The organism is Streptomyces sp. NPDC005863 (assembly GCF_042871345.1).
GTDB lineage: Bacteria > Actinomycetota > Actinomycetes > Streptomycetales > Streptomycetaceae > Streptomyces.
Genome location: NZ_JBIAII010000001.1, coordinates 1,256,456 through 1,279,680, shown reverse-complemented (window position 1 = coordinate 1,279,680; position 23,225 = coordinate 1,256,456). Strand labels below are relative to the sequence as shown.

Below are 23,225 nucleotides of genomic sequence, written 5' to 3'. Positions count from 1 at the left end.
GGGGTGTCCGGTGGTCGGTCGGGTGGTCTCAGTGGACGGGATGCATGGTGCGGCGCAGCCAGGGCGCCAGGGTGATCACGGCGATGCCCGCGAGCACGGCGATGCCGCCGTTCACGCCGAAGTACGCCGGGTTGGAGACCTCTCCGTACACCTTCACGACCTGCGCCTGGACGCCGTTGGCCAGCGCGAGGGAGAGGAACCAGAGAGCCATGGTCTGGCTGGCGAAGGCCTTCGGGGCGAGCTTGGTCGTCGCCGACATGCCGGAGGTCTCCACGAGGATGTCGCCGAGGCCGAGGAGCAGGTACGAGCCGACGATCCACCAGACCGCCATCTTGTACGTGTCGTCGCCGTGCCCCGAGGTGGGCAGGACCATCAGCAGGAACGACAGGCCGCCCAGGATCACGCCGGACGCGATCTTGTTGGAGGCGTGCGGCTGGCGGTGGCCCATCCGGGCCCAGACGGCGGCGACGACGGGCGCGAGGGCGACCTCGAAGGCGCCGAGCGCGGAGGCGTACCAGCTGGCCGGGAAGTGGTAGCCGAAGATCGAGGTCTCGGCGTTGGTCGAGGCCAGCAGGATCATTGTCGAGTAGGCCTGGAAGAGGATGAAGTTGAAGACGACCGAGGTCAGGAAGAGCACCACGTACGGCTTCAGGCGCCCGCGCTCCTCGGTGCTCACGCGCGGGCTGCGGAACATCACCGCGAAGTAGACGACCGGGGCGATCACCGAGACGAGGGTGAGCAGGTCCACGAAGCGGTCCATGGTCAGCCAGCCGACCCCGGCGAGTAGCCCCGCGAGGGCGGCGAACACGACGAGGCCGACGACGATCAGGGCGACCGCGCGGCGCATCGCCTCCCTCGGCAGCGCGAACTCGGCGGAGGCCTTGCGCCCGGCGAGGTGACGGCGGCCGAGCACGTACTGGATCAGGCCGAACGTCATGCCGATCGCGGCGGCCGAGAAGCCCCAGTGCCAGCCCTTGTGGTCGCCGAGCCAGCCGGTGATCAGCGGGCCCGCGAAGGCGCCGATGTTGATGCCCATGTAGTAGAGCGCGAAGCCGGCGTCACGGCGGTCGTCGTCGGTGCGGTAGAGCTTGCCGACCATCGAGGCGACGTTCGGCTTGAGCAGGCCGGTGCCGGCGCTGATCAGGCCGAGGCCCACCCAGGTCATCGTCGCCGTCGGCACGGCCATCGAGTAGTGGCCGCAGGCGATGAGGATGCCGCCCCACAGGACCGCGCGGTAGGAGCCGAGGATACGGTCGGCGAGCCAGCCGCCGGCCACGGAGACCAGATAGACCAGCGTGCCGTAGGCGGCCGAGACCGACGCGGCCGTCCCGGCGTCCATCCCCATCCCGTCGTGGGCGACGGAGTCGGCGAAGTAGAGGACCAGGATGGCCTGCATGCCGAGGAACGAGAAGCGCTCCCAGACCTCCAGGCCCGACAGGGTGAGCAGGCCGCGGGGCTGCCCGAGGAAGGCATGGTCGTCGCCCGGCGGTGGCTCGCCTTCCGGCTCGGCGGGCGGCTCGTACGCGGCCGTGGTGCGGGACAAAGGGGCTTCTCCAGGTCGTTACGGTTGTTATAGGAGCAGAGCGGTCTTCCCGGTCCTATGGGCTGATCCCGAACATACCGGTGAGCCCCGTGCACCGCGCGGCCTGGTGTACCGGAGCGCTCCGGCGGGCTCGCGCGCCGCGCCGACCAGGGCGGTGGCGAGCGACGGGCGGGCAGGTGCTCGCCGTGATCGAAAGTCGACCGGATACGCTGACTTGAGTGATGGCAGCGACACATCGACAAACCCGTGTCATCGACGGAGATCCAATGATCGACCGAGTTGGCCATGTGATCGTCAGCAGACAGGAGAACCTCTCGTGACCGTCGTCGGGCCTTTCGGGCTGAGCGTGCGGGACCAGGCTCTCGAAGCCGATGTCCAGGTCGGGTTGGCGGCTGTCGAGGAGGGACTGCTCGAGGCCACCAAGAGCGAGGTCCCCTTCATCACCGAGGCCGCCCAGCACCTCGTCCGTGCCGGGGGCAAGCGTTTCCGTCCGCTGCTCGTGATGCTCGCCGCCCAGTTCGGCGACCCGGACGCGCCGGGCATCGTCCCCTCCGCGGTGGTCGTCGAGCTGACGCACCTCGCGACGCTGTACCACGACGACGTGATGGACGACGCCGAGGTGCGCCGCGGGGTCGAGAGCGCCAACCAGCGCTGGGGCAACTCCGTCGCCGTGCTGACCGGCGACTTCCTCTTCGCCCGCGCCTCCTACATCCTGGCCGACCTCGGCCCGGAGGCCGTCCGGATCCAGGCCGAGGCCTTCGAGCGGCTGGTCACCGGCCAGATCCTGGAGACCGCGGGGCCCGCCGAGGGGCGCGACCCGGTCGACCACTACCTCGACGTGCTGCGCGGCAAGACCGGCTCGCTGGTCGCCGTGGCCTGCCGGTTCGGCGCGATGATGTCGGGCGCCGACGAGTCGGCGGTCAACGTCCTGACGCAGTACGGCGAGCGGCTCGGTGTCGCCTTCCAGCTCGCCGACGACGTCCTGGACATCGCCTCCGACTCGCACGAGTCGGGCAAGACGCCGGGAACCGACCTGCGCGAGGGCATCCCCACGCTGCCCGTGCTGCGGCTGCGCGAGCGGGCGGCGCGGCTCGGGCTCGCCGAGGACGTCGCCCTGTGCGAGCTGCTCGACACCGATCTCACGGACGACGCCCGGCACGCCGAGGCGCTCTCCCGGTTGCGCGAGCACCCCGCCCTGGAGCACGCCCGCCGGGACACCGTCTCCTACGCGGAGAGCGCGCGGGCCGCGCTGGGTCCGCTGCCGGAGGGTGACGCGAAGGCGTCCCTGATCGAGCTCTGCGACCTGGTGGTGCACCGGGCGGGCTGATCCGTCCCGCAGTGCGGACGCCGCGGCCATGTGACTCGTGTCACATGGCCGTCTTCTTTTGTGTCTCCTCCCGCCTTCCCCCTCGGTCCCCTACGGGACGGGGGTGAGAACGCCGCCCCGTCTCATCCCAGAGCAGTACGTGGAGTTGCTCCCGGGGTCTGACGCTTCTCGGCGCCCGATTTGGTCGGATGGAGTCCACAGAGAACCCCCACTCCTGACCTGTTCGGGTGAGAATGGCGGCACGGGGTGGACGTAGGCACGTACAGGGAAGGCCGCCGCCGACCACGGAGGTAAGGCAGACAATGGCACCGTACGAACCGGAGAAGGACACCAGCGAGGCCGCTGACCTGCGCGTCGGCCGCCGCAAGGCGGCCCGCTACGCGGTCCCGATCGCTGTGGCGGGGGTGGCCGCGGCGACGATCGGGCTCGTACCGGCCCTGGCCACCTCGGGCGACCCGGACCTGCCGAAGGTCACCGCACAGGAACTCATCGAGAAGATCGCCGCGTCGGACACACAGCAGCTCTCCGGCAACGTCAAGATCAGCACCGACCTCGGCCTGCCGTCGATCGGCGGCATGACCGGCGGCTTCGGCGGTGGCGGCGGCGGGGCGGACCGGGGTGAGGACGGCGAGGGCAAGGGCTCCGCGGCCGACCCCAAGGGCAAGCTCATGGAGCTGGCGTCCGGCACCCACACGCTGCGCGTCGCGGCCGACGGCCCCGACCGGCAGAAGGTGTCGGTCCTGGAGGACGCCGCCGAGTACAGCGTGATCCACAACGGCGACGACATGTGGGCGTACGACAGTGCGTCGAACGAGGCGTACCACGCGAAGGACGCGGGCAAGGGCGGCGCCGCCGAGCGGCACGGCAAGGGCGACCGGGAGGTCCCCAAGGGGATGCCGGCCACCCCGAAGGAGTTCGCCGAGCAGGCCCTGAAGGCGGTCGACGACACCACGTCCGTGACGGTCGACGGCACCGCGCAGGTCGCGGGCCGTGACGCGTACCGCCTGGTGATCAAGCCGAAGCAGTCCGGTTCGACGGTCGGCAGGATCACCGTCGCGGTGGACGAGAAGACCGGCACGCCGCTCAAGTTCACCCTCACCCCGGCCTCCGGCGGCGCGGCCGTCGTCGACGCGGGCTTCACGAAGGTCGACTTCGGCAAGCCGTCCGCGTCCACGTTCGACTTCACTCCGCCCAAGGGCGCGAAGGTCACCGAGGCCGACGAACACGCCGCGAAGGGCCGCGACTTCAAGGAGAAGGCCGGCAAGGGCAGCGCGGGCGGCAAGGAATTGGGCCCGGGCGGCAAGGAGTTCGGCGAGGGCGACCTCAACGGCGTGAACGTCATCGGCAAGGGCTGGGGCTCCATCGCGGAGCTGAAGCTGCCGGGCGGCAAGGGCCTGCCGAAGGCCGGTTCGGGCGACGTCCCGCAGGACGCGCAGAAGCTGCTCGACTCGCTGGGCGACCAGGTCGAGGGCCGCTTCGGCTCGGGCACGGTCTTCTCGACCCGCCTGGTCAACGCCCTGATCACCGACGACGGCACGGTCTACGTCGGCGCGGTCACCAAGGACGCGCTGGTGAAGGCGGCCGACGCGGCGCACTAGCGGGCGCCGGACGACTCACCGGACGACTCAGGGGTACGGCGGATGGAAGGTGCCGGCGCGGCACCTTCCATCCGTTGCGTGGGACGAGGCGTGGGACGAGGCGTGGGGCGACTCGTGGGGCGACGCGTGAGACGACTCGTGGGACGACGAAGGGCGGGCAACGTGCCGGGCAGCAGCGGCGGTTCGACGGCGGTGAACGTCATCGAGACGCACGCGCTCACCAAGCGCTACGGAAAGCACCTGGCCGTCGACCGGCTCGACCTCGCCGTCCCGCAGGGCAGCGTCTTCGGCTTCCTCGGGCCGAACGGCTCGGGCAAGACGACCACGATCCGCATGCTGATGGGCCTCATCGCGCCGACCTCCGGCCACGCGCGCGTCCTCGGTCACCCCATGCCGCGCGCCACCCGCACCGTGCTCCCGCAGGTGGGCGCGCTGATCGAGGGCCCCGCCCTGTACGGCTTCCTCTCCGGCCGCGACAACCTGCTCCGGTACGACTCCGCGGACCCGGACGCCGACCCGCGCACCCGGCGGGCGCGGGCCGAGGCGGCCCTCGACCGGGTCGGGCTCACCGCGGCCGCCGGCAAGAAGGCGAAGGCGTACTCCCTCGGCATGAAGCAGCGGCTCGGCCTCGCCGCGGCGCTGCTCCAGCCGCGCAGGCTCCTCGTCCTCGACGAGCCGACGAACGGCCTCGACCCGCAGGGCATGCGCGAGATCCGCACCCTGGTACGGGAGTTGGCGTCTGAGGGCACGACGGTCTTCCTCTCCTCGCACCTGCTCGACGAGATCGAGCAGGTCTGCACGCACGTGGCCGTGATGACCCGGGGCCGGCTGATCACCCAGGGCCCGGTCGCCGATCTCGCGGCGGGCGCGCGCGGCCGGCTCGTCGTGACGACACCGGACCCGGGCGACGCCGCCCGGGTCCTCAAGGAGCAGGGCGTGACGGATCTCGTGGTGACGGAGGACCGGGTGACGGGCGAACCGCCGGGCCGGGACGCGGGGGATGCGGGCGGTCCGGACGTGGACCTCGCCGACCTGAACGCCGCGCTGGTCGGGGCGGGCGTCCGCGTCCGCGGCTTCGGGCTCGAACGGGCCTCGCTGGAGGACGCGTTCGTGGCGCTGACGGGGGAGGGCTTCGATGTCGCGGGCTGACATGGCGGAAGTGGCGGAAGCGGCTGACGTGGGGGAAGCGGCGGACGTGGGGGAAGCGGCCGGGCAGGGCGGCGTGCGGGGGCCACGGGCGATCTGGACCCTCGGCCTCTTCCGCAGCGAGCTCACGATCACCTTCCGCCGCTGGCGGACCCTCGCGCTGCTCGCGGTGCTCGCCGCCGTGCCGGTCCTCGTCGGCATCGCCGTCAAGATCGAGACCAGCGACGGTTCCACGATCGGCGGGGGCGGTGACGGGGGCGGGCCCGCCTTCATCGCGCAGATCACCAACAACGGCCTGTTCCTGGTCTTCACCGCGCTCGCCGCGACGCTGCCGTTCTTCCTGCCGATGGCGATCGGCGTCGTCGCCGGGGACGCGGTCGCGGGCGAGGCGAGCGCGGGCACCCTGCGCTATCTCCTGGTCGCGCCCGCGGGACGGACCCGGCTGCTCCTCGTCAAGTACGCGACCACGCTGACGTTCTGCCTGGTCGCGACCCTGGTCGTGGCCGTCTCCGCGCTCGCGACCGGCGCGCTGCTCTTCCCGTTGGGCGAGGTCACCACGATCTCGGGCACCCGGATGGGCTTCGGCGAAGGGCTGGTGCGGGCCCTGCTGATCGCGCTGGTCGTCGCCGTGTCACTGACCGGCGTTGCGGCGCTCGGCCTGTTCGTCTCGACGCTCACCAGCAGCGGCATCGCGGCGATGGCGACGACGGTCGGCCTGCTGATCACGGTGCAGATCCTCGACCAGATCCCGCAGTTGCACGGCCTGCACCCGTACTTCTTCTCGCACTACTGGCTGTCCTTCGCCGACCTGATGCGCGAGCCGGTCTACTGGACCGACATCGTCAAGAACCTGCAGATGCAGGGGTTGTACGCGGCGGTGTTCGGCTCGGCGGCGTGGGCGCGTTTCGGGGCGAAGGACATCATGGCGTAGCCGCCGGGCCGGGCGGGGCCGGGCCTGCGCCTCGCCGTACGGGCCCACCACCCCTCGTACGGGAACTACGCCTCGTCGTACGGGAAGCGGGCGATCGGCGCCTCCCGCGCGAAGAACGTCTTGGCGCGCGCCATGGCCTCGGTGTCCTCAAGGACCTGGCCGGGCCGGGTGCCGTTGCCGAGCAGGACGCCGCCGAAGCGCATCGGGAAGAACGCGGCCGTGTTGCGCAGCGTGCCGATGAGCGGCTCCGCCACCACCTCCTCGCGGTGCGCGAGCGCGGTGACACCCCACAGGGTGCGTCCCGCGAGCGTCTCCTTGAAGGAGATCTCCGGCGTCTCCAGCCAGGCGTCCCAGTAATCGAGGTAGCGCTTGACGGTGGCCGAGAGCGAGTACCAGTACAGCGGCGACGCGATGACGATGTCCGTCGCGCCGAGCGTGGCGTCCAGGAGGACCGCCTCATCGGTGCCGACGGGCCGCGTCCGCTCCCGCGGCCCCTCGCCGCCGTGCCGCCGGTCCTCGAAGTCGGGCAGCGACAGATCGGCGAGGTCCAGCCAGCGCTGCTCCACGTCCGGGGGCAGCTGCTCGGCGGCCTTGCGGGCCAGGATCTCGGTGTTGCCCTCAGGCCGGGCACTGCCGAGGACGAAGAGGAACGAGCGGGTCATGGGGTCCCCCCTGGGAACGCGGGCGTGCGGGGACGTGCGCAGACGTGAGCGCCTGCGTACGACAAGTGCTTGCGCGTGCACTATATGCACATGCATTGACTCGCGTCCAGGGTGGCCCACACCGCAACTGCCCCACCGCGCCGGGCACGGTGGGGCAGTCTTGAATGGTCTTGAACGGGTGAGGCGGTCCGACGTGTCAGACGGCCCCGAGCTCCCCGACCTTGACGCTTGCCACGAAGGAGGCGAACGAGTCGGCGGGGAGGTCCAGGACCGGACCGGTCGGGTTCTTGGAGTCACGGACGGGGACCACACCGCGCGACGCGGCAAGGTTCGTGGCGACCTCGATGCACTGGCCGCCGTTGTTGCTGTACGAGGACGTGAACCACTGCGGGCGTTCGGTCGTCACTGGGTGCCCTTTCGTAACGTGCTGATCATGGCCACCGTCTCCGCCTGGGAGCGGGACTCTGCCTGTAGCTGATGGTAGGCCGTCAGTATGGGCAGTACGAACGTACTTTCCCGTTCCAGATGACCCCGCTGCGCCGACTCCGCGTAGGACATCAGGGAGCGATCGGGCAGCGTGAGGACGGTGACGGGCAGGTCGAACGGGCGCCGGGCGCCCATGTCGAACGGGGCGACCTGGAGCACGGTGTTGGGAAGCTCGGCGAACTCCGCCAGCCTGTCCAACTGGGCGTTCATCACGGCGGGTTCGCCGATCGGGCGCCTGAGGCAGCTTTCGTCGAGCACCACGAACACCAGGGGTGAGGGCGTGCGGTCTAGCGTCGCTTGGCGCTCGGCGATCAGCGTGACGCGCTCCTCCGCCTGTTCGTCCGTGATGGCTCTCCGCTTGACCGCACTCTGCGCGAGTACCGCGGCGTACTCCGGTGTCTGCAGCAGGCCAGGGATCACGCCCACCTCATAGAGCCGGATCTCGGCGGCCTGCGCCTCATGCTCGACGAACTGTGGGAAACCTTCAAGAAGGCCCGCGTGCCGCACCTTTCGGAAGGCGCGTTCGAATCGGTCGCCCCCGCCGAACGCGTTGTCCGCACTTCGCGCGAGGCGCAGAGTTGGAAGTTTGCGACCAGTTTCAACCGCGGAAATGTGCGTACTGGAGTACCCCATCCGGTCGGCAAGCTCGTCCTGCGTCCACTCTCGCTCCTCCCGTGAGCTGCGCAGACGCGCGCCGAAGGCGGCCTGCGGTGAGCTGTCCGGGTCCAGCTCCTTGCGGTTCACAGCTGGTTCACCGACCTTTCGTTCGCGCCTGACAAGTTGAAGGGTTCCCCTTCGGTGGCCACGCTGAACGCAAGGTAGTGAAAGTGCTACGGAGAGGAGCGGCCGTGTCCGGCAGTGATGCTTCAGCGGAGCGGCAAGAAGCCCCGCCCCCGCCCCCGCCCGCCCCGCCCGAACAGCCGGCCCTGTACGCACTCGTGCTGGATACCAGGTTGGACAGGCTCGGGGTGTTCTGCGGGGAGTGGGCCGGGTATTGGTTCCTGCGCCCGGTGCACGGGGGCAGGGAGTGGCGAACCGACCCCACCGACGTGCGGCCGACGAGTCAGCAACAACGACTTGCCGCTGGTACCGCGCATGCCAACGCCCGGAGTCGGGGTGAGTGCCTATGAGCGCCGCGGTACGCCGCTTCGGGTTCGTCACCAAGACGTTCCGGCCCGATCTGGACGACGACGCGCCCCCGACCACCTACGGGCTTCGCTGCCTGACCCTCACAGAGGACGACACCGAGTGCGGCGCCGAGTCGAGCCGCAGCGAAGACGCCACCGATCCGCAGACGTGGGTGTTCGAGCACGTCCGCGACAACCCCGCACACACCAGCTTCGCCGAGATCATCGAACGCCCCTGGATCGTGGTTCCGGGTGAGCGGACCTGACCGACGCGTCGAAGCCCCGGGAGGAAACACCACATGACGACGCTCATCGAGTCCCCCACCCGTGAACCGGTCGCCGGGATCCAGTCCCTTGAACTGGAGATCACCGGAAAGTGTCAACTCACGTGCACGCACTGCCTGTCCGAGTCCAGCCCGCAAGCGTCCCACGGCATCATGTCGCCCGAAGATTGGCGGGGGGTCATCGTGGACGCTGCCGGGCTCGGCATCCGTACCGTCCAGCTCATCGGGGGCGAGCCGACCGTTCACCCGCAGTGGCGAGAGTTCGCCGAACTCGGGCTCTCGCTCGGGCTGCACGTAGAGGTGTACTCCAACCTGTTCACGGTCAAGCCCGCGTGGTGGGAGCTGTTCCAGCGGGACGGGCTCACCCTCGGGACGAGCTATTACAGCGACGACCCCGAGGAACACGACCGGATCACGGGCAAGACCGGAAGCTACGTACGCACCCGGTGCAACATCCGCGAAGCCGTGAGCCGAGGGATCACGATCCGGGCCGGAATCGTGGACGTGCTGCCGGGGCAACGCGTCGCCGAAGCCCGCGCCGAGCTGCAATCCATGGGCGTGAAGCACATCAATACCGACCGGGCGCGAGCCGTGGGACGTGCGGCACTGCCGGGGCAGTCACCCTCCCTCGCCGAGATGTGCGGGCGGTGCACGCGCGGACGAGCTGCCATCCTGCCGAACGGTGATCTCGCCGGCTGCGTGCTCTCGCGGAACTTCCCGGCGGGCAACGTTCGGAACACCCGGCTCGCCGATCTGCTCGGGGGCCCGCAGTGGGCCGAACTCTCCGCGAGCATCCTCGCCCCGCGTGCCGCGTGCACCCCGAACGACTCGGGCGACTGTGACCCCGCGAGCACCGAAGCGTGTGACCCCGCGTACTGATGACTGAAAGGCTCGGCAGCATGGACTGGCAGAGCAAGGCAAGCACCCTTGCGGGCAAGGTGACCGACCCGGATTCCCGGTGGCTCGCCCCTGTCGCACGGGTGCCCCGTCACGAGCTGGTCCCGCGCTGGTGGGACATGGACAGCTCGGGTACGTGGGTGCTCCGCGACGGGGCAAGCGATCCAGCAGCGTGGGCCGAAGCCGCCTATGCGGACCGGTCGTTGATCACCAAGGTTGGTGGGCTGCACGCCGACCACGCGAAGCCCGATGACCGCCCCGAGGGGCTGCCCACCTCGTCCGCCACGCTGCCGAGTCTGGTGGTGCGGATGCTGCGACATGCACGGCTCGGGCCGGGGTTGCCGTTGCTCGACCTGGGCACGGGAGCCGGCGGGCTCACCGCGTACGCGTCCAACCGGTTCGGAGCCGCGAACGTGACGAGCTTGGACGTGGACGTGTACTTGACCAGTGCGGCAGGGGAGCGGCTCGCGTCCATGGGCTACCACCCTCGGTTCGTTACCGCGGATGCGACCGAGCACGTCCCCGGCACGTACGAGCGCGTTGTGTCCACGGTGGGGCTCCCCGCAGGCCCGGGGCTCCGTCCAGTCCTCGCCGCACTGGAACCCGGCGGAAGAATCGCCACCACCATCGGGCGAACCTGTCTGATCATCACAGGTTGGAAGCACGGGGATGGGGACGTGTACGGGCAGGTGGAACGGGACATGGCGGGGTTCATGCTCACCCGTTCCGGAGACGACTACCCGCCCGCCCTCGCCGAGCTGTTCGCCCTCGCCCGGAACGAGGAAGGGGACGAGCGCAGTACGGGCCGTTATCCCGTGTTGAACGTGGCCGAAGCGTGGGAGTTGCGTTCCATGCTGGAAGTCACGACACCGGGTGTGGAACTCGGATACGAGACCAGCGGGCGGACTCGTACCGCCTTACTGGTGCACCCCGACGGGTCATGGGCCCGCGCCGAGGCCGAATGGACCGACCCGCCGGAAGTCCACCAGGGCGGATCGCAACGGCTTTGGTCGGCTCTGGAACGCCTCCGGAACCGGCTCAATGCCGAAGGGGCTCTGCCTCTGCTCGGCGCGCGCGTACACATCGAGCCGGACGGAATCGTCCGGCTCTCTCGGGGCAGGTGGCAAGCGGCCATCGGCGGCGACTGAAGCCGGCCCGCGCCCAGGCCTCAGTGGACGCAGAACTCGTTCCCCTCAGGGTCCGTCATGATGGCCCACTCACCGCCTGGCTCCTTGACGTGCCGCTGCACGGCCGCGCCCAGCGCGCCGATCCTGACCACCTCGTCCGCGCGCCGGCCCGGCTCGCTGTGCACGTCGAGGTGGAGCCGGTTCTTGCCGGTCTTGGGTTCCGGCACGCGCTGGAAGAGGATCCGGCGGCCGAGCCCCGTGCCGCTCTGCTCGTCGTACGGGTCGTCGGGGTGCCGGACCGCGATGAGGTCGCGCCAGGCGCGGCGCCCGCGGAACTCGACGGTCGCGCCCTCCGGCGCCGCGCCGACGTCCAGGAGACGCTCGATCAGCATGCTGTTGTCCTCGACCTCGTACCCCAACGTCTCGGCCCAGAAGGCGGCTTGGGCATGCGGATCGGCGGCGTCGACGACGAGCTTCCAGTGCAGGGTGGTCATGGTGACCAGGTATAGCGGCTACCCGGCGCGGAGGCGCGGATTCAGGCGGAGCGGCAACTCGACGGCTCAGACCACCGGCTCCGGCGTACGCCACCCCTCCTACGTGGCTCACTCGCCCTCTTGTACTGATGAGGCCCAGGGGCGAAGCTCGTGCACGCCTGGGCACGAGCTTCGGTAGAGGAGTGACCAATGGCCCTGACGTTCTTGGGAATCTGGCCCAACACCCCCGACGACGGTTCGCCCACGATCTGGCTTGACGACACGACCGGTGACTTGATCATCCAGTCATGGACGGCGGACGCGGAGACCGTTCGCCTGGCACAGGAGGTCGGTTCCGTGCCGGGCCACTCGTCCGACGTACCGGACCACGAAAGCGTGATTCGACTCCCTGCAAACATGATCCAGTTCATCCCCCGCCCGGACGGTGAGGACAACGGTGGCAACAGCGGTACGTGAATGCCTCGCGAAGGCACAGCGCTCAGCGCGACACCTTGAGATGCGGGACAGCTACATGCGCGACGATCCGGAGTTCATCCGCTGGCAGGAAGGGCACCGGTACGACCCCGACGATCGGGATTCCTGGTGGCGTTCGTGGCTGGACGTGGTGGCCGAGACGACCGGCCGCGGCGTGATCATGCGTCGGCTGCGGGTGGTCTCCGAGCCGCTGAGCGACTACGTGCGGTACGAGTACGACGGCGCGTTCACGAACGTCGCAGCGGGTGAGGACGTGCGTTGGCTGCCGCGATCACGGGCCCGTGATCTTTTGCTCCCCGCACTGGACGGTTGGGTCATGGATGAGGAAACCGTGATCCTGCACCACTTCAGCGGTGACGGTCAGTGGACCGGCCCGCGCATGGAAGTCGCGCACGACCCGGCATTGGCCGAGCAGTACGTCAGCGCGTACGAGGCAGCGTGGAAGCGGGCGATTCCCCACGCGGAGTATCGGCCGAGCTGATCGCACGGCATGGCAGTCTCCGCGTCCTCCAGCGCCCAGCATGCCCGGCAGGCTCTCGCGAAACGTCTTGAAGGTCTCTGCCGGGATGCCGGGCTCACCGGTCTCGAACTCGCCGAGCTGTGCGGGTGGAGCCGGTCCAAGTCGTCCCGGATCATGAACGCGAAGACTCCGCCATCCGCTGACGACATCCGGGCCTGGTGCCGGGCGTGCGGTGCCCAGGACCAGACCGAGGACTTGATCGCCTCGCTGCGGACAGCCGAGGGCATGTGGGTCGACTGGCGACGTATGGAGCGGGCCGGGCTGCGCCAGGCACAAGAGGCACGTCTTCCCCTGTACCAGCGAACGCACCGTTTCCGCTCGTACTCGTCGTGGCTCGTACCCGGAATGATCCAGACGCAGCCGTACACGACGGCCGTCCTGCGAGCGATTCAGCGCAGGCGCGGGCTGGTGGACGACGTGGCCGACGCGGTGACTGCCCGCATGGAACGTCAGAGAGTGCTGTCCGAGGGTGGCAGGCAGTTCGCGTTCCTGGTGGAAGAGTCGGTGCTACGGGCCGGGGTCGGCGGCGCCGAGGTCATGTCCGGGCAGCTCGGCCATCTGATCTCGGTTGCCTCACTCCCCAACGTCAGCTTCGGAGTCGTGCCCATGACGCCGGACCGGGAGCGTTGGCCGGCTGAGGGTTTTTGGGTCTATGACACGGCACAGGTCAACGTCGAGTTGATCTCGGGCTACCTCACGATCACGCAGCCCAGCGAAGTAGCGATGTACGCCCGGACGTTCGCGGAACTGGCGGATCTCGCTGTGTACGGCGTCAAGGCTCGCGCACTGATCACATCGGCAGTGGAAGCTCTCGGCTGACCCACGTGCAACCTCACGCAATCGACTGTGAGTTGGGGGCCCGCTCTCCCTAGCGTTGCGAGCACCATCAACACGACGGAGGTACCGAACATGCGTGAGTTGTGGCTCACCGTGGCGACCGGCGGCAACCCCCAGGACGACAGCGACAGCGGGAACAAACACGGCGGAGGGGGCTCCGATGAGGGTGGCAACACGAACGACGGGCAAGAACCGGCGGATGGCAAGTGACCGAGCATGAACTGAAGGGGGCGGGCCCCGAACGGCTCGCCTCCGCGCTCATGGAGTCGGGCGCACTCACCACGGATTGGCTCCCCGTCTATGAGGCAGTCCCGCGGCATCAGTTCGTGCCGGGCGTCATCTGGCCGGGTCGCGCGGGCATGAACCGACAGGATGACCGGATCACGCTGGACGAGCAGCCGGACTTGTGGTGGGAAGCCGTCTACCGGGACGCGCCGATCACTACGCAGTGGGACAGCGGCGCGTATACAGGCCCCAACAAGGGGCGTACTCCGACCAGTTCCAACTCGATGCCCACCATGGTGTTCACGATGCTCGCCGCCTTGGACGTGCATGACGGACACGAGGTCTTGGAGATCGGTACCGGTACGGGCTGGAATGCCGCTCTGCTCTCGCATCGCGTCGGTGCCGATCATGTGGTGTCGGTGGAGGTGGACCTCCAGACGGCCGAGGAAGCACGCAACCGGCTGAGCCTCGCCGGACTGCACCCGCTCGTGCATGTCGGCAACGGCGCCCACGGCTACGCGAACCGTGCTCCGTATGACCGGCTGATCGCCACCTGTTCCGTGGGCAGTGTGCCCGCTTCGTGGCGTGAGCAGACCGTGAGTGGCGGTGTCATCGTGACTCCGTGGGGGCCGACGTACGGCGGGGAGGCGGTCGTCCGCCTCACGGTTGCCGAGGACGGCTCGGCGAGTGGCCCCTTCGTCGGATCATCGGCGTTCATGCGGCTGAGCGTGCAGCGTAAGCAACTGCCGCCCACACAGGCTTTTCTGAAGAGGCACGAGTGGCCCGGCGCAGGCGTGCGGTCCGAGACCGCGCTTTCACCGGACGACGTGGGTGACTGGATCCATATGTTCGCCATCGGCGTGCAGGCCCCCGACCTGTTCTGCCGAGTCGCCTGGGGCCAGGACGGCGCGTACCGGCTATGGCTGCTGGACACGAACATCACGTCTTGGGCAACGGCGGACTACTCGAAGGGACGCAGCGCATATCCCGTGGTCCAGTCCGGCCCTCGCAAGCTATGGGACGAGCTGGAATCCGCCTGGCGCTGGTGGCACCAGCAAGACCGTCCCGGTTTCGCCCGCTTCGGACTCACTGTGGACAACGACGGCGAGCGCGTGTGGCTCGACTCACCCAGTAATCCGGTACCACTTCGTCACTAGGCCCCGCCGCCCGACGGCTCAGACCGCCGGCTCCGGCGCCTCCCCGGCCCTCGTCGTCGCGGGCGACCCCGCGGGCGACACCGCCGCCGCCTCCCGCGCCGCCGCGAGCCGCGCCGCGTTCCGTCGCGCCGTGCGCAGCGCGTCCCAGGTCAGCAGCGTGAGCGCCAGCCACACCAGGCCGAAGCCCGCCCACCGCTCGGGCGGCATCGCCTCATGGAAGTAGAGGATGCCGAGCGCGAACTGGAAGACCGGCGCGAGGTATTGGAGCAGGCCCAGCGTGGACAGCGGCACCCGGATCGCCGCGGCCCCGAAGCAGACCAGGGGAGCGGCGGTCACCACGCCCGTGGCCGCGAGCAGCGCCGCGTGGCCGGTGCCCCGGGTGCCGAAGACGATGTCGCCCTGCGTGGCGAGCCACACCAGATAGCCGAGGGCGGGCAGGAACTGCACGGCGGTCTCCGCGGCGAGCGACTCCAGACCGCCGAGGTTGACCTTCTTCTTGACCAGGCCGTACGTGGCGAAGGAGAAGGCGAGGGTGAGCGAGATCCACGGCGGCCTGCCGTAGCCGAAGGCGAGCACGAGGACGGCCGCGGCCCCGATGGCGACCGCCGCCCACTGCACGGGGCGCAGCCGCTCGCCGAGGAGCAGGACGCCCATGGCGATGGTGACCAGCGGGTTGATGAAGTAGCCGAGGGAGGCCTCGACGACGTGCCCGGAGTTCACGGACCAGATGTAGACGCCCCAGTTGACGGTGATGACCGCCGCGGCGACCGCGACCAGGCCGAGCCGGCGCGGCTGGCGCAGCAGTGCGCGGGCCCAGTCCCAGCGCCGTACGAACAGCAGCGCGACGCCGACCACGACGAGGGACCAGACCATCCGGTGCGCGAGGATCTCGACGGCGCCGGCCGGCTTGAGGAGCGGCCAGAAGAGGGGGACGAGGCCCCACAGCCCGTAGGCGGCGAAGCCGTTCAGCAGTCCGACGCGCTGCTCGTTCCCCGACTTCTCGGCTGCTGAGCTCTCCACGGCCCCTCCAAGGTGCACGGCAGCCCCATGCTGCTCCCCAGAAGGTAGCGCCGGAAACGGCCGCCTGTCATGCCTGTTCCACGGAGACGCTCATGACGTCCGGCGCCCGCCGGGGTCACCCCTCCAGGGCCGCCATGATCGCCTCCGTGATGGGCGTCGTGGGCCGCCCGATCAGCCGCGCCAGCTCCCCGTTCGTCCCCGCGAGGCGCCCCCGCGCGATCGCCGCGTCGACGTCGACGAGCACCGCCGCCAGCGCCTCCGGCAGCCCGGCGCCGGTCAGCACCGCCAGGTGCTGCTCGGCCGGGACGTTCGCGTACGAGATCTCCTTGCCGCTCTGCGCCGCCACCACCGCCGCGTACTCGGCGAAGCTCCACGCGACGTCGCCGCTCAGTTCGTAGACCTTGCCCTCGTGGCCCTCGCCGGTCAGCACGGCGACGGCGGCCGCGGCGTAGTCGGCGCGCGCGGCGGAGGCGACCCGGCCCTCGCCCGCGGAGGCGACGACGGCGCCGTGCTCCAGGACCGGGGCGAGGTGCTCGGTGTAGTTCTCGTGGTACCAGCCGTTGCGCAGGAAGGTGTACGGCAGACCGGAGTCGAGGATCAGCTGCTCGGTCACCTTGTGCTCGGCCGCGAGGTCGAAGTCGGCGTCGGGCCCGCCGAGGACGCCGGTGTACGCGAGGAGCGCGACGCCCGCCTCGCGCGCCGCGTCGACGACCGCGCGGTGCTGCGGCACGCGCCGCCCGACCTCGCTGCCGGAGATCAGCAGGACGCGGTCGCCCGCGGCGAAGACACCGCGCAGCGTCTCGGGCGCGTCGTAGTCGGCGATCCGCAGCTCGACGCCGCGCTCGGCGAGGTCCGCGGCCTTCTCCTTGTCGCGGACGACGGCCGCGATCCGACCGGCCGGGACGTGGGCCGCGAGCAGCCCCTCGATGACGAGACGGCCGAGGTGTCCGGTGGCTCCGGTGACGACGATGCTCATGGCTGGGTGCTCCTGCTGGTGGGGGCGGAATGCGGTACGTACGCCACCGTACGGAGTGCGCTAACTTTTCGTAAGTACCCACTTTGAAGTAAGGTACGGGCATGGACGTAAGTGACTGGAGCACGCGCGAGGAGATGTGCCCGCACCGCCTCGTCCTGGAGCACGTCACGAGCCGGTGGGGCGTCCTCGTCCTGATCGCCCTGGAGGAGCGCTCGTACCGCTTCAGCGAGCTGCGCCGCCACATCGGCCGCGTCAGCGAGAAGTCGCTCACCCAGACCCTGCAGACCCTGGAGCGCGACGGCCTGGTGCACCGCGACGCCAAGCCGGTCATCCCGCCCCGCGTCGACTACTCCCTCACGGAGCTGGGCCGTGAGGCCGCCGAGCAGGTCAGGACCCTCGCGACGTGGACGCAGCGGCGTATGGCCGACGTCGAGCGGGCGCGCACGGCGTACGACGAAGCCCGGTCCTGAGACGTCGGGACCGGGCTTCGCAAGGGCGTGGCCGGGACTAGCCGACGACCGTCCAGGTGTCCTTGCCCGCGAGCAGCGCGCCGAGGTCGCCCTTGCCGTCCCGTTCGATGGCGCTGTCGAGCTGGTCGGCCATGAGCGTGTCGTACACCGGGCGCTCGACGTCGCGCAGGACGCCGATCGGGGTGTGGTGCAGGGTGTCGGGGTCGGCGAGCCGGGAGAGCGCGAAGGCCGTGGTCGGCGACGTGGAGTGCGCGTCGTGGACCAGGATGTCCGCCTCGTTCTCCGGGGTGACGGCGACGACCTTCAGGTCGCCGGTCAGCGCGTCGCGTACGACACCCTTCGAGCCCTCGGTGCCGAAGCGGATCGGCTGCCCGTGCTCCAGGCGGATCACCGCTTCCTCGGCCTGCTGCTTGTCCTTGAGGACCTCGAAGGCGCCGTCGTTGAAGATGTTGCAGTTCTGGTAGATCTCCACCAGGGCGGTGCCGGGGTGCTCGGCCGCCGCGCGCAGCACCGACGTGAGGTGCTTGCGGTCGGAGTCCACGGTTCGTGCCACGAACGACGCCTCCGCGCCGATGGCCAGCGACACCGGGTTGAAGGGCGCGTCCAGCGAGCCCATCGGCGTCGACTTGGTGATCTTGCCGACTTCCGACGTGGGGCTGTACTGGCCCTTGGTGAGGCCGTAGATCCGGTTGTTGAACAGCAGGATCTTAAGGTTCACGTTGCGGCGCAGGGCGTGGATGAGGTGGTTGCCGCCGATGGACAGCGCGTCGCCGTCGCCGGTCACCACCCACACGCTCAGGTCGCGGCGCGAGGAGGCGAGGCCGGTGGCGATGGCCGGGGCGCGGCCGTGGATGGAGTGCATCCCGTAGGTGTTCATGTAGTACGGGAAGCGGGAGGAGCACCCGATGCCCGAGACGAAGACGATGTTCTCCTTCGCCAGGCCCAGTTCGGGCATGAAGCCCTGCACGGCGGCCAGCACGGCGTAGTCACCGCAGCCGGGGCACCAGCGCACCTCCTGGTCGGACTTGAAGTCCTTCATGGACTGCTGGGCCTCGGCCTTGGGCACCAGGGAGAGCGCCTCGATCGTGCTCCCGGCCCCTTGTGGCCCAGCCGTTTTCGTGTCAGCCATCGATGGTCTCCTTGAGAGCCGTGGCGAGCTGCTCGGCCTTGAACGGCATGCCGTTGACCTGGTTGTACGAGACGGCGTCCACCAGGTACTTCGCACGGATCAGCGTGGCGAGCTGACCGAGGTTCATCTCGGGGATCACCACCTTGTCGTAACGCGCGAGGACCTCGCCGAGATTCCGCGGGAACGGGTTGAGGTGGCGCAGATGGGCCTGCGCGATCGACTCGCCCGCGGTGCGCAGCCGGCGGACCGCCGCGGTGATCGGCCCGTACGTCGAACCCCAGCCGAGCACCAGGGTGTCGGCGTCCCCGCCCACGTCGTCGACCTCCAGGTCGGGCACCTCGATGCCGTCGATCTTGGCCTGCCGGGTGCGGACCATGAAGTCGTGGTTGGCCGGGTCGTAGGAGATGTTGCCCGTGCCGTCCTGCTTCTCGATGCCGCCGATGCGGTGTTCGAGGCCCGGCGTGCCCGGGATCGCCCACGGGCGGGCCAGCGTCTGCGGATCGCGCTTGTAGGGCCAGAAGGTCTCGGAGCCGTCGGCCTCGGTGTGGTTGGGCCCGGAGGCGAACTGCACGCGCAGGTCCGGCAGTTCGTCGACCTCGGGGATGCGCCAGGGCTCCGAGCCGTTGGCCAGGTAGCCGTCGGAGAGCAGGAACACCGGCGTCCGGTAGGTCACCGCGATGCGGGCCGCCTCCAGCGCCGCGTCGAAACAGTCCGCGGGCGTCCGCGGCGCCACGATCGGCACCGGCGCCTCGCCGTTGCGTCCGTACATCGCCTGGAGCAGGTCGGCCTGCTCGGTCTTGGTCGGCAGGCCGGTGCTCGGGCCGCCGCGCTGGATGTCCACGACCAGCAGCGGCAGTTCGAGGCTGACGGCCAGGCCGATGGTCTCCGACTTGAGCGCCACGCCGGGCCCCGAGGTCGTCGTCACCGCGAGAGAGCCGCCGAACGCGGCGCCGAGCGCCGCGCCGATGCCCGCGATCTCGTCCTCGGCCTGGAAGGTGCGCACGCCGAAGTTCTTGTGCCGGGACAGCTCGTGCAGGATGTCCGAGGCCGGCGTGATCGGGTAACTGCCCAGGTACAGCGGCAGATCCGCCTGCCGGCCCGCCGCGATGAGCCCGTACGACAGGGCGAGGTTGCCGGAGATGTTGCGGTAGGTGCCGGTCGCGAACGCCTCGGAGGCCGGGGCCACTTCGTAGGAGACCGCGAAGTCCTCGGTGGTCTCGCCGAAGTTCCAGCCCGCGTGGAACGCCGCGATGTTCGCCTCGGCGATCTCCGGGCGCTTGGCGAACTTGGTCCGCAGGAACCTCTCGGTGCCCTCGGTCGGCCGGTGGTACATCCAGGAGAGCAGGCCGAGCGCGAACATGTTCTTCGAGCGCCCCGCGTCCTTGCGCGAGAGGTCGAAGTCCTTCAGCGCCTCCACCGTCAGCGTGGTCAGCGGCACCGGGTGCACGCTGTAGCCGTCCAGGGAGCCGTCATCGAGGGGCGAGGTCGCGTAACCGACCTTCTGCATCGCGCGCTTGGAGAACTCGTCGGTGTTGACGATGACCTCCGCGCCGCGCGGCACGTCGCCGATGTTCGCCTTCAGCGCCGCCGGGTTCATCGCCACCAGGACGTTCGGCGCGTCGCCCGGCGTCAGGATGTCGTGGTCGGCGAAGTGCAGCTGAAAGGAGGACACGCCCGGGAGCGTCCCGGCGGGCGCGCGGATCTCGGCGGGGAAGTTCGGCAGCGTCGACAGGTCGTTGCCGAAGGACGCCGTCTCCGAGGTGAAGCGGTCACCCGTGAGCTGCATCCCGTCACCGGAGTCACCCGCGAAACGGATGATCACCCGGTCCAGACGGCGTACGTCTTTGTCACCCGCAGGCTTGCGCTGCTCCCCGACGACTGCTCCGTCGGCCTGCTCGGCTTGGCTACTGACCTGGCTGGTCACTGAACTGGACCTCCTCGAGGCGACTGAGCGGAATCGCCGGGACGGCCGGCGCTCCCAAGGTCCACCCTACGTCCGTGAGGGGTGCCTTCCTGGGCTTGATCACATGGTGGATGTACTTCTGAGACACCGTGTCGCACCGGTTTGTCATGGTTCGCCCCGCCCCCCGACCCTCCCTGGATGACGCTCCCCGCTCATCCTTTGGTTCTAGGACCCGCTCCGGCCGACCACGGAAGTCCGTGACGCTCCGTGGTCGTGCCTGCTCATGTTGGAGTGCGCGGTGGCCCGCAGGTCACCTGACAGAGTGTCAGTCGATTACGAGTTGAGGTAGGTGAGGACCGCGAGCACGCGACGGTGATCCCCGTCACTCTGGGACAGGCCGAGCTTCAGGAAGATGTTGCTCACGTGCTTCTCGACGGCGCCGTCGCTCACCACGAGCTGCCGGGCGACCGCCGAGTTCGTCCGCCCCTCCGCCATCAGGCCGAGCACCTCGCGCTCGCGCGGGGTCAGCCCCGCCAGCACGTCCTGCTTGCGGCTGCGGCCCAGCAGCTGCGCCACGACCTCCGGGTCGAGCGCCGTGCCGCCCTCCGCGACCCGCACCACCGCGTCGACGAACTCCCGCACCTCCGCGACCCGGTCCTTGAGCAGATAGCCCACGCCCCGGCTCGACCCGGCGAGCAGCTCGGTGGCGTACTGCTCCTCGACGTACTGCGAAAGGACCAGGACCCCGAGCCCGGGGTGCTGCTGACGCAGGAACACCGCGGCGCGCACGCCCTCGTCGGTGTGGGTCGGCGGCATCCGCACGTCGGCGACGACCACGTCCGGCAGGGCGTCCTGCCCGGCGAGGTCGGTGATCGTCTTGATCAGCGCGTCGGCGTCCCCCACACCGGCCACCACGTCGTGCCCGCGGTCGGTCAGCAACCGGGTCAGGCCCTCCCTGAGCAGCACTGAATCCTCGGCGATGACGACCCGCACTCTGTCCTCCACTTTTTGGCCCCCCGGCACTTTTTCTTCCCCCGACGCGCCGGCCCGCCCGGTCGGGCGGCGGCCGTGTCGGCCGCGCGTCCGGCACCTCAGTATCGCGCGATCCGCGGCGGCCCACGGGTCCGCTCACCGGAATCGTCCGACCTCCTCACCGGAATCGTCCGGACCGCTTACCGGATGCGTCCGCCCTCGCCCCCCGCGCCCCTCGGGCGGCACACAGCGCGCCGCCCCGGCTCGGCGTACGAACCGGGGGCGGCGCGACGGCAACGGCGCAGGTCAGCCCCGATCGGGCCGGCCGGGACCGGTCAGCCCTTGCGCCACGGCAGCTCCGCGGTGACCGTCGTCGGACCGCCCGCGGGCGAGTCGAGCACCAGGATTCCGTCGACCGCGTCGAGCCGCTCCGCGAGGCCCGCGAGGCCGGAGCCCGCCGAGATGTCGGCGCCGCCGACGCCGTCGTCGGACACCTGGAGCATCAGCCGGTCCTCGGCCCGCCAGACGTCTACGCTCGCGGACTTCGCGCCGCTGTGCTTGCTGATGTTCTGCAGGAGTTCGGAGACGGTGAAGTACGCGATGCCCTCGATGGCCGCCGCCGGACGGCTGTCGAGGTCCACCTCCACCTGGACCCGCACCGTGCAGCGGGCGGCCAGCGAGGAGAGCGCCGCGTCCAGGCCCCGGTCGGTCAGGACGGCCGGGTGGATGCCGCGGGCCAGGTCGCGCAGTTCCTGCAGGGCCACCTTCACCTCGCCGTGCGCCTCGTCCACCATGCGCGCCGCGGCCTGGGGGTCCTCGGTGAGCTTCTCCTTGGCCAGGCCCAGATCCATGGCGAGGGCGACCAGGCGGGCCTGCGCGCCGTCGTGCAGGTCGCGTTCGATGCGGCGCAGGTCGGCGGCGGCGGTGTCCACGACGACGCCGCGGTCCGACTCCAGCTCGACGACGCGGGTCGCGAGCCGCGACGGGCCGAGCAGCCCGGCCACCATGACCCGGTCCACCGTAGTCAGGGCCCGCAGGATCCACGGCGTCGCCAGCGTCACGAGGAGGCCGGTGCCGGCGACGACAGCGATCTCGAAGGGGTTGTCGAGATAGATGTGGTGGTTGTTGTCGCCGTAGAGCTGGATGCCGCCCTGCTCGCCGTACACCCGGAAGAGCCAGAACCACAGCGGATACGTGAGCATCGTCCAGCCGTACGACCAGAAGACGATCGACACCGTGAACGAGAAGATCGCCCACGGCATCATCAGCAGCGAGTACAGCAGGTGCCGCCAGGACGCGCCGCTCTTGAGGACGGCGCCCATGAGCGCCATCACGCCGCCGTTCTTGGGACGCAGCGGCTCCGGCGGCGCGACGTCGAGGCCGAGCAGGCCGCGCGCCCGCGTCCGCTCCAGGGCGCCGATGCCGCGGCAGCCGGCCAGGCCCGCCGCGAGCACCGGGACGCCGATGAAGGTGATCAGCAGGCCCGCGCCGAGCGAGAGCGAGACGACGGCGAAGACGAAGGCCGCGATGCCGATGGGCAGGCTCAGCATCGTGTAGCCGAACTCCCGCCAGGTGCGGGCCTCCAGGGGCGCGCGCAGCCCGGCGGGGAGCCGGTGCCGCCGCTCCTCGACGTCCGGTCCCGCTCCCGAACCGGAAACCGATCCCGATCCCGATCCCCGGACGTCCGGCCGGTCCATGTGCGCGTACCCCTGTCCGTACTCCGTGGCCATCGCTGCCGTCCGTTTCTACGTATGCGTCTGCGTCTGCGCTGCGTCTGCGCTAGGTCTGCTCTGTGTGTGCCCTGCGTGTGCTCTGCGTCTGTGCCGGTGGCCGGGTGCCGCCGCCGCCCGAGCCGCTCTCCCGCCGGGTGATCCCAGCTTCGCCGTCGTGGCGGCCGCGGACCATGGAGTACGTCGGCCT

The 23,225-nt window shown here is 70.1% G+C and carries 23 protein-coding genes; 12 read left to right on the top strand and 11 right to left on the bottom strand.

Annotated elements, in window-relative coordinates:
• Positions 1-28: 28 nt before the first annotated feature.
• Positions 29-1,543, bottom strand: coding sequence for a peptide MFS transporter (locus tag ACFYO9_RS05615; RefSeq protein ID WP_358774704.1), 1,515 nt, complete (start codon positions 1,541-1,543; stop codon positions 29-31).
• Positions 1,544-1,859: 316 nt separating this feature from the next.
• On the opposite strand from ACFYO9_RS05615, the gene ACFYO9_RS05610 reads away from it, so the two are divergent.
• The 4 genes from ACFYO9_RS05610 (at position 1,860) to ACFYO9_RS05595 (ending at position 6,545) form a co-directional block, all read left to right on the top strand.
• Positions 1,860-2,870 (top strand): polyprenyl synthetase family protein, encoded by a 1,011-nt coding sequence (locus ACFYO9_RS05610; RefSeq protein ID WP_358774706.1) that lies wholly within the window; start codon positions 1,860-1,862, stop codon positions 2,868-2,870.
• Between the two features lie 302 nt (positions 2,871-3,172).
• A complete protein-coding gene (locus ACFYO9_RS05605; protein ID WP_358774707.1) occupies positions 3,173-4,468 on the top strand; it encodes a DUF2092 domain-containing protein in 1,296 nt (431 codons plus the stop codon).
• A gap of 138 nt (positions 4,469-4,606) precedes the next feature.
• Positions 4,607-5,617, top strand: a complete 1,011-nt coding sequence (locus ACFYO9_RS05600; RefSeq protein ID WP_388665964.1) for an ABC transporter ATP-binding protein — start codon at positions 4,607-4,609, stop codon at positions 5,615-5,617.
• A complete protein-coding gene (locus tag ACFYO9_RS05595; protein ID WP_358774709.1) occupies positions 5,604-6,545 on the top strand; it encodes an ABC transporter permease in 942 nt (313 codons plus the stop codon). Before ACFYO9_RS05600 ends, ACFYO9_RS05595 begins: the two co-directional genes overlap by 14 nt.
• Positions 6,546-6,610: 65 nt before the next feature.
• Here the strand turns inward: ACFYO9_RS05595 and ACFYO9_RS05590 are convergent, their stop codons facing one another.
• The 3 genes from ACFYO9_RS05590 to ACFYO9_RS05580 all read right to left on the bottom strand — a co-directional run bounded on the left by ACFYO9_RS05590 (position 6,611) and on the right by ACFYO9_RS05580 (position 8,437).
• On the bottom strand, positions 6,611-7,207 hold the full coding sequence (locus tag ACFYO9_RS05590; protein ID WP_358774711.1) for an NAD(P)H-dependent oxidoreductase: 597 nt from the start codon (positions 7,205-7,207) through the stop codon (positions 6,611-6,613).
• 196 nt (positions 7,208-7,403) lie between these two features.
• Positions 7,404-7,613: a DUF397 domain-containing protein gene (locus ACFYO9_RS05585; protein ID WP_355803954.1), complete on the bottom strand. Its 210-nt coding sequence runs from the start codon at positions 7,611-7,613 to the stop codon at positions 7,404-7,406.
• The gene (locus tag ACFYO9_RS05580; protein WP_355803952.1) at positions 7,610-8,437 is read right to left on the bottom strand and encodes a helix-turn-helix transcriptional regulator; all 828 of its coding nucleotides are present in this window, start codon (positions 8,435-8,437) and stop codon (positions 7,610-7,612) included. Before ACFYO9_RS05580 ends, ACFYO9_RS05585 begins: the two co-directional genes overlap by 4 nt.
• Positions 8,438-8,819: 382 nt before the next feature.
• On the opposite strand from ACFYO9_RS05580, the gene ACFYO9_RS05575 reads away from it, so the two are divergent.
• The 3 genes from ACFYO9_RS05575 to ACFYO9_RS05565 are packed head-to-tail and all read left to right on the top strand — an operon-like array spanning position 8,820 to position 11,149.
• The gene (locus ACFYO9_RS05575) at positions 8,820-9,086 is read left to right on the top strand and encodes a hypothetical protein (RefSeq protein WP_355803950.1); all 267 of its coding nucleotides are present in this window, start codon (positions 8,820-8,822) and stop codon (positions 9,084-9,086) included.
• A 33-nt stretch (positions 9,087-9,119) separates the two neighbouring features.
• Positions 9,120-9,983 (top strand): radical SAM protein, encoded by an 864-nt coding sequence (locus ACFYO9_RS05570; protein ID WP_355803949.1) that lies wholly within the window; start codon positions 9,120-9,122, stop codon positions 9,981-9,983.
• A 20-nt stretch (positions 9,984-10,003) separates the two neighbouring features.
• Positions 10,004-11,149: a methyltransferase domain-containing protein gene (locus tag ACFYO9_RS05565; protein ID WP_358774714.1), complete on the top strand. Its 1,146-nt coding sequence runs from the start codon at positions 10,004-10,006 to the stop codon at positions 11,147-11,149.
• Positions 11,150-11,169: 20 nt separating this feature from the next.
• Here ACFYO9_RS05565 and ACFYO9_RS05560 read toward each other — a convergent pair whose 3' ends face one another.
• Positions 11,170-11,622, bottom strand: a complete 453-nt coding sequence (locus tag ACFYO9_RS05560) for a VOC family protein (protein ID WP_355803945.1) — start codon at positions 11,620-11,622, stop codon at positions 11,170-11,172.
• Positions 11,623-11,811: 189 nt separating this feature from the next.
• On the opposite strand from ACFYO9_RS05560, the gene ACFYO9_RS05555 reads away from it, so the two are divergent.
• The 4 genes from ACFYO9_RS05555 (at position 11,812) to ACFYO9_RS05540 (ending at position 14,835) form a co-directional block, all read left to right on the top strand.
• Complete coding sequence (locus ACFYO9_RS05555) at positions 11,812-12,078, top strand: hypothetical protein (protein ID WP_355803943.1); 267 nt, start codon at positions 11,812-11,814, stop codon at positions 12,076-12,078.
• Positions 12,059-12,577: a DUF6879 family protein gene (locus tag ACFYO9_RS05550; RefSeq protein ID WP_358774716.1), complete on the top strand. Its 519-nt coding sequence runs from the start codon at positions 12,059-12,061 to the stop codon at positions 12,575-12,577. Before ACFYO9_RS05555 ends, ACFYO9_RS05550 begins: the two co-directional genes overlap by 20 nt.
• Before the next feature lie 9 nt (positions 12,578-12,586).
• Complete coding sequence (locus tag ACFYO9_RS05545) at positions 12,587-13,435, top strand: helix-turn-helix transcriptional regulator (protein ID WP_355803939.1); 849 nt, start codon at positions 12,587-12,589, stop codon at positions 13,433-13,435.
• Positions 13,436-13,659: 224 nt separating this feature from the next.
• A complete protein-coding gene (locus ACFYO9_RS05540; protein ID WP_355803937.1) occupies positions 13,660-14,835 on the top strand; it encodes a protein-L-isoaspartate(D-aspartate) O-methyltransferase in 1,176 nt (391 codons plus the stop codon).
• An 18-nt stretch (positions 14,836-14,853) separates the two neighbouring features.
• Here ACFYO9_RS05540 and rarD read toward each other — a convergent pair whose 3' ends face one another.
• Positions 14,854-15,855 carry an EamA family transporter RarD gene (gene rarD / locus ACFYO9_RS05535; protein ID WP_358774718.1) on the bottom strand — a complete coding sequence of 334 codons (1,002 nt, stop codon included), beginning with the start codon at positions 15,853-15,855 and terminating at the stop codon, positions 14,854-14,856.
• A gap of 115 nt (positions 15,856-15,970) precedes the next feature.
• Entirely contained in the window at positions 15,971-16,831 is an 861-nt protein-coding gene (locus tag ACFYO9_RS05530) for an SDR family oxidoreductase (protein ID WP_358774719.1), read from the bottom strand.
• A gap of 101 nt (positions 16,832-16,932) precedes the next feature.
• On the opposite strand from ACFYO9_RS05530, the gene ACFYO9_RS05525 reads away from it, so the two are divergent.
• Positions 16,933-17,301, top strand: a complete 369-nt coding sequence (locus ACFYO9_RS05525; RefSeq protein ID WP_358774721.1) for a helix-turn-helix domain-containing protein — start codon at positions 16,933-16,935, stop codon at positions 17,299-17,301.
• Positions 17,302-17,338: 37 nt separating this feature from the next.
• On the opposite strand, the gene ACFYO9_RS05520 is transcribed toward ACFYO9_RS05525, so the two are convergent.
• The 4 genes from ACFYO9_RS05520 to ACFYO9_RS05505 all read right to left on the bottom strand — a co-directional run bounded on the left by ACFYO9_RS05520 (position 17,339) and on the right by ACFYO9_RS05505 (position 23,035).
• A complete protein-coding gene (locus tag ACFYO9_RS05520) occupies positions 17,339-18,430 on the bottom strand; it encodes a 2-oxoacid:ferredoxin oxidoreductase subunit beta (protein ID WP_355803929.1) in 1,092 nt (363 codons plus the stop codon).
• Positions 18,423-20,354 (bottom strand): 2-oxoacid:acceptor oxidoreductase subunit alpha, encoded by a 1,932-nt coding sequence (locus ACFYO9_RS05515; RefSeq protein ID WP_355803927.1) that lies wholly within the window; start codon positions 20,352-20,354, stop codon positions 18,423-18,425. Before ACFYO9_RS05515 ends, ACFYO9_RS05520 begins: the two co-directional genes overlap by 8 nt.
• Before the next feature lie 312 nt (positions 20,355-20,666).
• Complete coding sequence (locus tag ACFYO9_RS05510) at positions 20,667-21,326, bottom strand: response regulator transcription factor (RefSeq protein ID WP_355804240.1); 660 nt, start codon at positions 21,324-21,326, stop codon at positions 20,667-20,669.
• A gap of 314 nt (positions 21,327-21,640) precedes the next feature.
• The gene (locus tag ACFYO9_RS05505; protein ID WP_358774724.1) at positions 21,641-23,035 is read right to left on the bottom strand and encodes a sensor domain-containing protein; all 1,395 of its coding nucleotides are present in this window, start codon (positions 23,033-23,035) and stop codon (positions 21,641-21,643) included.
• Positions 23,036-23,225: the final 190 nt, after the last annotated feature.